7 protein-coding genes and 1 pseudogene are annotated in these 7,919 nt (G+C 27.3%); 6 read left to right on the top strand and 2 right to left on the bottom strand.

Annotated elements, in window-relative coordinates; genetic code table 11:
- The 5 genes and pseudogenes from Q0J90_RS12980 to Q0J90_RS12960 form a co-directional block, all read left to right on the top strand.
- A pseudogene (locus Q0J90_RS12980) lies at positions 1 to 1,101 on the top strand (cell division protein FtsH); the annotation flags it as partial.
- Positions 1,102 to 1,241: 140 nt separating this feature from the next.
- Complete coding sequence (locus tag Q0J90_RS12975) at positions 1,242 to 2,117, top strand: alpha/beta hydrolase fold domain-containing protein (RefSeq protein WP_297278311.1); 876 nt, start codon at positions 1,242 to 1,244, stop codon at positions 2,115 to 2,117.
- Positions 2,118 to 2,320: 203 nt separating this feature from the next.
- Positions 2,321 to 2,905 (top strand): hypothetical protein, encoded by a 585-nt coding sequence (locus tag Q0J90_RS12970; protein ID WP_297278310.1) that lies wholly within the window; start codon positions 2,321 to 2,323, stop codon positions 2,903 to 2,905.
- A gap of 300 nt (positions 2,906 to 3,205) precedes the next feature.
- Entirely contained in the window at positions 3,206 to 4,618 is a 1,413-nt protein-coding gene (gene cysS, locus Q0J90_RS12965; RefSeq protein WP_297278309.1) for a cysteine--tRNA ligase, read from the top strand.
- A 36-nt stretch (positions 4,619 to 4,654) separates the two neighbouring features.
- Positions 4,655 to 5,518 (top strand): ribonuclease H-like domain-containing protein, encoded by an 864-nt coding sequence (locus Q0J90_RS12960; protein WP_297278308.1) that lies wholly within the window; start codon positions 4,655 to 4,657, stop codon positions 5,516 to 5,518.
- Here Q0J90_RS12960 and Q0J90_RS12955 read toward each other — a convergent pair.
- Positions 5,515 to 6,666 (bottom strand): iron-containing alcohol dehydrogenase, encoded by a 1,152-nt coding sequence (locus Q0J90_RS12955; protein WP_297278307.1) that lies wholly within the window; start codon positions 6,664 to 6,666, stop codon positions 5,515 to 5,517. The two genes, Q0J90_RS12960 and Q0J90_RS12955, sit on opposite strands and share 4 nt — an antisense overlap.
- A gap of 130 nt (positions 6,667 to 6,796) precedes the next feature.
- Here Q0J90_RS12955 and Q0J90_RS12950 point away from each other — a divergent pair, with 130 nt between their 5' ends.
- Entirely contained in the window at positions 6,797 to 7,663 is an 867-nt protein-coding gene (locus tag Q0J90_RS12950) for a tetratricopeptide repeat protein (protein ID WP_297278306.1), read from the top strand.
- A gap of 2 nt (positions 7,664 to 7,665) precedes the next feature.
- Here the strand turns inward: Q0J90_RS12950 and Q0J90_RS12945 are convergent.
- A partial coding sequence (locus tag Q0J90_RS12945; RefSeq protein ID WP_297278305.1) for a DUF3298 domain-containing protein occupies positions 7,666 to 7,919 on the bottom strand: 254 nt, incomplete at its 5' end.

The raw sequence follows: 7,919 nt of genomic DNA, 5'->3' as shown, positions 1-7,919 counted from the left end.
GACAGACAAGTTGTAGTTGATTTGCCTGATGTTAAAGGAAGAGAGGGAATATTTAAAGTTCATGTTTCTAAAATACAGCATGATCCTTCTATAGATTTGTACCATTTAGCAAGAGCTACTCCTGGTTTTTCAGGTGCGGATATTGCTAATATGGTTAATGAAGCTGCTTTAATAGCTGCTAGAAATGATAAATCAAGAGTTGAACTTCCTGATTTTGAAGAGGCCCGCGATAAGGTTATGATGGGTCCTGAAAGAAGAAGCATTTTAATAAGTGAAAAAGAAAAACTTAATACTGCATACCATGAGGCAGGACACACTTTAATGGCTGTGCTTCTTCAAAATACTGATGCCTTACATAAGGTAACTATAGTTCCTAGAGGAAGAAGTTTAGGTGCTACTTGGACTTTGCCTTCTGACGGAAGATATACTCTTCAAAGAAAAAAGGCTATTGATGAAATGTCTTTGCTTCTTGGAGGACGTGTTGCAGAAGAGTTTAAATTCGGAGAAGATTCTGTTACTACAGGTGCTTCCAATGATATAGAAAGAGTTACAGAACTTGCTAGAAGAATGGTATGCGAATGGGGAATGAGCAAACTTGGACCTATATCTTTCGGACAAAAAGAACAGCCTATTTTCTTAGGAAAAGAGATTGCAAGACATAAAGATTATAGTGAAGAAACAGCTCAGAAGATAGATGAAGAAGTTCATAAATTTGTAATGAAAGCATATGCAAGAACTCAAAAATTAATAGCTGAAAATGCTGATAAATTTGAAGCTTTATCAAGAGAATTATTTGAAAAAGAATCTCTTGACATAGAAGATATTGAAAGAATATGCGAAGTTAAATTAGATAAAGTTAAAGATAAGTTAGTTTATGCAGGTAAAGATCCTAAAAGAGGTACTGATGAACTTGAAGATCCTTCAGCTTATCAGGAGGGCGAGGTAAAAAGTGTTAAAGAAGAAGTATTTAATACTCCTATTAAGCCTATTAAAAAAGAATTTCAATTAAAAGATACAAATGAGGAAGAAGAAAAAACAGCCAAAAGAACAGCTGTTAAAAAACCTTCTTCTCCTAGAAAAAGAAAAAATACAGAAGAATAAAAAATAATATTTATAAAAAGTCAATGCTGCAGTATTTAATATACTTGCAGCATTTTTATTTTTAAATAAATTAATATTTTGACAAACGAATATTATTTTACTATAATTTATAGTACATAACTCTTTGTAAGGAATCTATTATGGATGAGAAAAAAAGATCTAAAAATATGATAGGTGAATATTTAACTTATCCTAGTATAGCAATAAACTTTCTTAAAGCTGATAAAAAAATAAAACCTGAAAAAATTAAATACGGAAAACTTAAAGGACAGTATATATTGTATTTTCCGCAAAAAACAGAACTATCAAAAGATATAATAGTTTATATACATGGAGGAGGCTGGAAAGAAGGCAATGCAGATTTATACAGATTTGTAGGAAGACGTATAGCAAAAGAAGGTTTTAACTGTATTTCTTTAGGTTATAGATTGGCTCCAAAATATAAATATCCATGCCAAATAGATGATATATTTGAAGGATTCAGCAAAGGATTAAGTGCGTTAAAAGAAAAAAATATTGATTATTCAAATATAATAGTAATGGGTTCATCTGCCGGTGCTCATTTAGGGGCTTTATTAGTATATAATAAAGAAATGCATAAAAAGTATAATATAGATTCAAATATATTCAAAGGATATGTATCTTTAGGTGGACCTATAGACTTAAATGTATGCACTAATAAAAGAATATCTCCTATGCTTGATAAATTATTTGAACAAGACTATAACAGAGAATTGGCTAACCCCTATTGGCATGTTGATGGAACAGAAAAAACAAAAGTATTATGCGTACATTCTGAAATTGATCCTGTATGCGAAGTAGAAAATGCTATTAATTTCTCTAATAAAATCAACAGTTTCAATAATAATTTAGCACAATGCATTATCTTTCATAATAAAAAAATATATCATAATGATTTAGTAAATGGTATATTTTTTGAGGATATGGACAGTGAAAATATACTTCAAAGAGTGTTTGAATGGATTGCAAAATTAGATTCTGAGAAAATTAATTAAATAAAGCTGCTATATACTAAAAAAACAAAAAATACAATGTCTATTATTGTAAAAATACATTTTTTATTAAATCAATAATTTATAAAACTATTTCTATAAAAATAAAAAATTATAATTAATAACTTCATAAATAAAAATAAAGTGTATTGACAAAATGATTAATGACGATAATAAATAGACGAAATTATTATGGAATATTTATTATGAAAAAATATTTTTATCTTTTATTATCTGTAATGTTTATTTTTTTAATTAACATTGAAGCTAATGCTCAAACTGATTATAAGACAATGGTTCAATCTATGCAAATAGATGATGTAGCCGACATATCCATATCGGATGATAATTCAACTATGACTTTTATGCAATTAGCAGAAAATTATGCCAAAATAGTTACAGATAAAAATGCCAAACCGGAACAATTGGAAGCACTTGGAAATATTATTAAAATGTGGATGGACACTTTATCATCAAATTTCAGTGATGATCAAATATTCAATGAATACAGTAAAGTAACCTCTACCCTATCATGCATGTCTATTCATTTAGTATTAAGAATAGCAATAAAAGACAATAATATACCTACAGAAAAAGAACAAAAAAATATATATGAATCTATTTACAATAAATTTATACCATCTTTCGCACAATTTAAAAATGACGGATGGAAAACTGAATTTAACTTCTATGTTATTAACATGTCAGCTGCTGTTTGCAAATGGTATGAAGATAAATCCCAAAAGCTGGACTATCCTGACTTTAAGGTATGGAGAGACGGCGACTTCTAACATTATTCATTATTCAAGGAGGAATTAAATAATGGCAAAAACAGAAGAAAAGGAGAAAAAAGACCTGAAAAGCTTAATATCTAAATATAAAAGTCAGGCTACTGTTGTAATAAGAAAAAATAAAAATATATAATTTTTTTATTATTAAGTATTATATTTAGAAAATAATTTTATTTTAAAATCCCTCTTAATTTAAGAGGGATTTTCATTTTTTATATGTACAAAAAATACATATTCAATCTTGACAAATAAAGTCTTTTAAGTACAATGTTAATAATATTTTAAGGAATAATTTTATATATGAAAGAGATAATATTTTATAATTCATTAACTAGAGAAAAAGAAGTATTTAAACCTATTAATTCTAATGAAGTTGGTATGTATTCATGCGGACCTACGGTATATAATTATGCACATATAGGAAACTTTAGAGCTTATGTTTTCAGCGATTTGCTTAGAAGAGTATTAGAAGATTACGGATACAATGTTAAATTAATAATGAATTTAACTGATGTTGATGATAAAACTATAAAAAATTCTAAAGAAAATCATATTTCATTAAATGAATATACTAAAAAATATAAAGAGGCTTTTTTTGAAGATATACAAAAATTAGGTATAAAAAAAGCAACTGTTAATCCTGCCGCTACAGATCATATAAAAGAAATGATTGATATTATAGAATTATTAAAAAAGAATGGTCATACTTATGAAGCTGACGGTTCTGTTTATTTTAAAATAAGCACTTTTCCTCAATACGGAGAGCTTGCAAATTTAGATAAACAGGAATTATTAGAAGGAGCTTCAGGACGTGTTTTAAATGATGAGTATGACAAAGAAAATGCAAGCGACTTTGTACTGTGGAAGGCATATACAGAAGGCGACGGCGATGTATATTGGGATTCTCCTTTTGGTAAAGGAAGACCTGGATGGCATATAGAATGTTCTGCCATGAGCTGCAAATATTTGGGAAAACATTTTGATATACATACAGGAGGGGTTGATAATAAATTCCCTCATCATGAAAATGAAATTGCACAAAATGAAGCTGCTTTTAATGAAAAATTTGTTAATTATTGGCTTCACTGTGAACATTTAATAGTTGATGGTGAAAAGATGTCTAAATCTAAAGGAAATTTCTATACTTTAAGAGATTTGCTTGATAAAGGACTTTCTCCGGAGGCTATAAGGTATTCGCTTATAAACTCTCATTATAGAAAACAATTAAATTTCACAATAGAAGGTATTAAACAATCGCAAAGTGCTATTGACAGAGTTAATGATTTAGTATTCAGATTAAAAGATATAAATAATACTCAGTCAAATGAAATTAATGATAATGTATTAAAAGAAGTAGAAAATGCTAATGAAAAGTTTTCAGAATCTATTTATAATGATTTGAATATATCTGAAGCATTAGGTGTGTTATTTACTCTTGTGAAAACTGTAAATACATCTTTTGACTCTATAAACAATGATACTAGAGATAATATATTAAAATTTATAGAGAGAGTAAATAATATAATAAATTGTTTTAAAATGAATGATAATAAAAATGAAGATGAAGATAAAATAAATAAATTAATAGAAGAACGCACACTTGCTAAAAAAGAAAAAAATTATCAAAAAGCTGATGAGATAAGAAATGAACTATTATCTATGGGAATAGAGATAATGGATACTCCGCAAGGTGTTAAATGGAAAAGAAAATAATAGGATAAATAAAGTAAAAACATTAAGGGTAATTATGTGGATTTATTAAAAAGAACATATCAGCATATAGAAGGAATTGGCCCAAAAAAAGAAAGTTTATTATGGGAAGAAGGTGCTGTAGACTGGGAAGATACATTACAAAATATAGATTATTATGCAATGCCTAAAAGTATTAGAGATGCTTTAAAAGAAGAATTGCCTAGATCTATTTACAATTATAAATCTAAAAACTATAGCTATTTTTTAAAAAGATTTCCTGCCCCTATATTATATAGATTATATCCATTCTTTATGGATAAAACTGTATTTTTAGACATAGAAACAACAGGCATAAAGCCTTCTAAAGCAAGTATTACAGTTATAGGATGCTATGACGGAAAAGAAGTAAAAGTATTTGTACATGGAAGAAATGAGAATGATTTTTTAGATTATATAAAAAATTATTCTATAGTTGTAACATTTAATGGTTCTTGTTTTGATATACCATTTTTAGAAAGATACTTTGCCACAACAATTAAATGTGCCCAAATAGATTTACGCTTTTTACTTAAAGATTTAGGATATACGGGCGGATTAAAAAAAATAGAACAAGATATTGGAATTTCCCGCGGAGATGACATGGAAGGTGTCACAGGGTATACTGCCGTTTTATTATGGAATTATTATTTAGATACTAAAGACGAAACAGCAATAGATTCGCTTATACATTATAATCTGCTTGATACTATAAATCTAGAGCATTTATTATGCTTAGCATATAATAAATATGCAGAAAGCTATAACTCCCCTCTTTTGCCTTATAAAACTCTTCCTAGTATAACAGATTACAAGCCTAACAAAAAGCTCATAGATGCATTACATAAGAATCCTTATAAATATGCCCCAAAAAGCGAAAATTAATATGCCTGTTCTAATATAGTCATAATAGAATCATGATTCATTGCTCTAGGAAGCTTATCCATACCTTGATATTGTAATGCCAAATCTGCAACTTTATCAAATTTGCTTCTATCAACATTTATTTCGTTTAATCTTGTAGGCAAATTAATATTATGCAAAAATTTCTTTATATACTGAGCACTTTGGCTGGCTATCTCAAAAGGTGTCATTTCAGGATCTATGCCTTCTATAAAGCTTGCTAATACAGTATATTTATCTGCAGCAACTGTAATATAATATTCCATTATATGAGGAAGCAGTATTGAACATATCATTGATTTATTAACAGCATAAACACTATTAACTGCTATAGATAAAGCTCTTATAGCTCCCAAATTACTATGACAAGCAGATACTCCGCATAACATATTAGCATTGGCTAAAATACTTATATTATCTATATTATTGCTATCTGTTATAAGCTTATTCAAACCATGCATACTTGTTTTCATTGAATGAATTATTAAAGGTTCTGTTATTCCTGTAAGCGTACTGCTCATATATATATCAAAAGATAAAGCAAATACAGATAATGCACTGCTTATAGTATATTTTACAGGAACAGTAGCATAAAGACTAGGGTCTATTATACAATTTGTAGTGTATACATTAGGTTCATTGTTCTGCTTATTAACCTCATCATATTTATCATACAAACACATACCAGTAGATATTTCTGATAAAGAACCCAAAATTGTGGGTATAGCTATAACAGGCAGAGGTTTATGATATACCGGCTGTCCATTAATATAATCTGAGGCCTCTCCGCTATTAGTTACAACTACAGCAGCACCTTTAGCCGTATTTTGTATTTTAAAACCTCCAACAGCTACTATTGATTCTGCTTTACTATATCTTACTAAATTAGCGATAATATCAGCAGCATCGCTTGTACTTGTTGAATTTATCTCAGAATAGACCATTACATTAATAAAATTATCATTTAATTTATTAATTATTTGATCTACTAATCCTGTTTGATTGAATGAACCTCCATCTGTAACTAATACAGTTCTTCCGCCGTATTTTTTTACTGTTTCAGCCAAACAATCAAGAGAATCGACTCCGAATGTTATTTTTGTTGGTATGTTAAATTCTATTATAGCCATATTATTCTTCTAATAATAAATTTTTATATGTATTTATATATTCGGAATATAAAGGTTTAATTTTTAATTAGTATAGTAAAAATATTTTGACAATTTAACGCAGTTTTGTATAATTAAAAATACAAATAATATGGATAAAGAATACTATTTAGATAAAGCAGAAGAATTTTATCAAAATAAAGACTATCAAAGCCTTTTTGAAGTATATATAAAATTAATAGAAATAGAAGAAAATTCAAAATACTATTTCAGAGCAGGAATTTCTTTATATATGCTTGAAAAATATGAAGAAGCTATTAAATATTTTGAAGAAGCATTTAATATAGCTATAAAAAATAAAACAGACATACATTATTATTATTTTTTCTATTTAGGAGCTTCTTATAATAATTTAGGACAATATTATAATGCAATAAAATATCTAAAAATGGCATTGGAATTATCCCCTGCTAATCATAATATACATAGATGGATTGCTTCTTCTTATTATAATTTATTTGAATATCAAAAAGCATTGAAATATTTTTTTAATGCTTTAAATATAAATAGCGAGGATTCTGAAAATCTAAAATTAACAGGGATATGCTTAAATAAATTAGGCAAATATAAAGAATCTATAGAATATTTAGAAAAATCAATAGAATTAAATAACAATGATTATTATTCAAAGCTATGGCTTGGAATATCATATTACAGAATATTTAAATATAAAGATGCTTTAAAAAATCTTATAGAAGCAAAAGAAGCAAATAAAAAAGATATTGATATATATTACTATCTTGGACTTTCATATATGTCAGTAAAAGATTATTTTAATGCTATAGAAAATTTTAATGCCCAGATAAATATATCAAAAGAACCTTTTATAAATACCTTATGCTGCTTATCTATTTGCTATTATGAATTAAAAGATTATAGCAATTATTATTATACAATAAAGCAAATAAGGAAACTGCAGAAATTGAAAATCTCTGATAATTCATTTAAATGTTTATAATATTATTCTAATATATATAAATATTCATCTTTTATGAATGGTCTAATTTGATTAAAGCTCAAAACTATTTCTGTCTCACCTAAAATATAAGGAGTTATAGTATATATAGGCCATACAAAATGCACCCCATCAGCATAGATGTAAAAAGATGTATCAGCTAAAGTTATTTCATCTAATGGAACTAAATAATCTTCTTCTGTTCTATTATCTATTGATAAAAGCCAGCCTCCTACAATACTTTTTAATTCACCATCAT

Source organism: uncultured Brachyspira sp., from assembly GCF_944390595.1.
In the GTDB taxonomy this organism is placed as follows: domain Bacteria; phylum Spirochaetota; class Brachyspiria; order Brachyspirales; family Brachyspiraceae; genus Brachyspira.
The sequence above is the reverse complement of the archived record's forward strand: the minus strand, read 5'-3'. Positions and strand labels throughout refer to the sequence as shown.

Coding starts and splice junctions, on each gene's coding strand:
- cysS (WP_297278309.1), top strand. CDS start 3,206: ATGAAAGAGATAATATTTTATAATTCATTAACTAGAGAAAAAGAAGTA.
- Q0J90_RS12970 (WP_297278310.1), top strand. CDS start 2,321: ATGAAAAAATATTTTTATCTTTTATTATCTGTAATGTTTATTTTTTTA.
- Q0J90_RS12955 (WP_297278307.1), bottom strand. CDS start 6,666: ATGGCTATAATAGAATTTAACATACCAACAAAAATAACATTCGGAGTC.
- Q0J90_RS12950 (WP_297278306.1), top strand. CDS start 6,797: ATGGATAAAGAATACTATTTAGATAAAGCAGAAGAATTTTATCAAAAT.
- Q0J90_RS12975 (WP_297278311.1), top strand. CDS start 1,242: ATGGATGAGAAAAAAAGATCTAAAAATATGATAGGTGAATATTTAACT.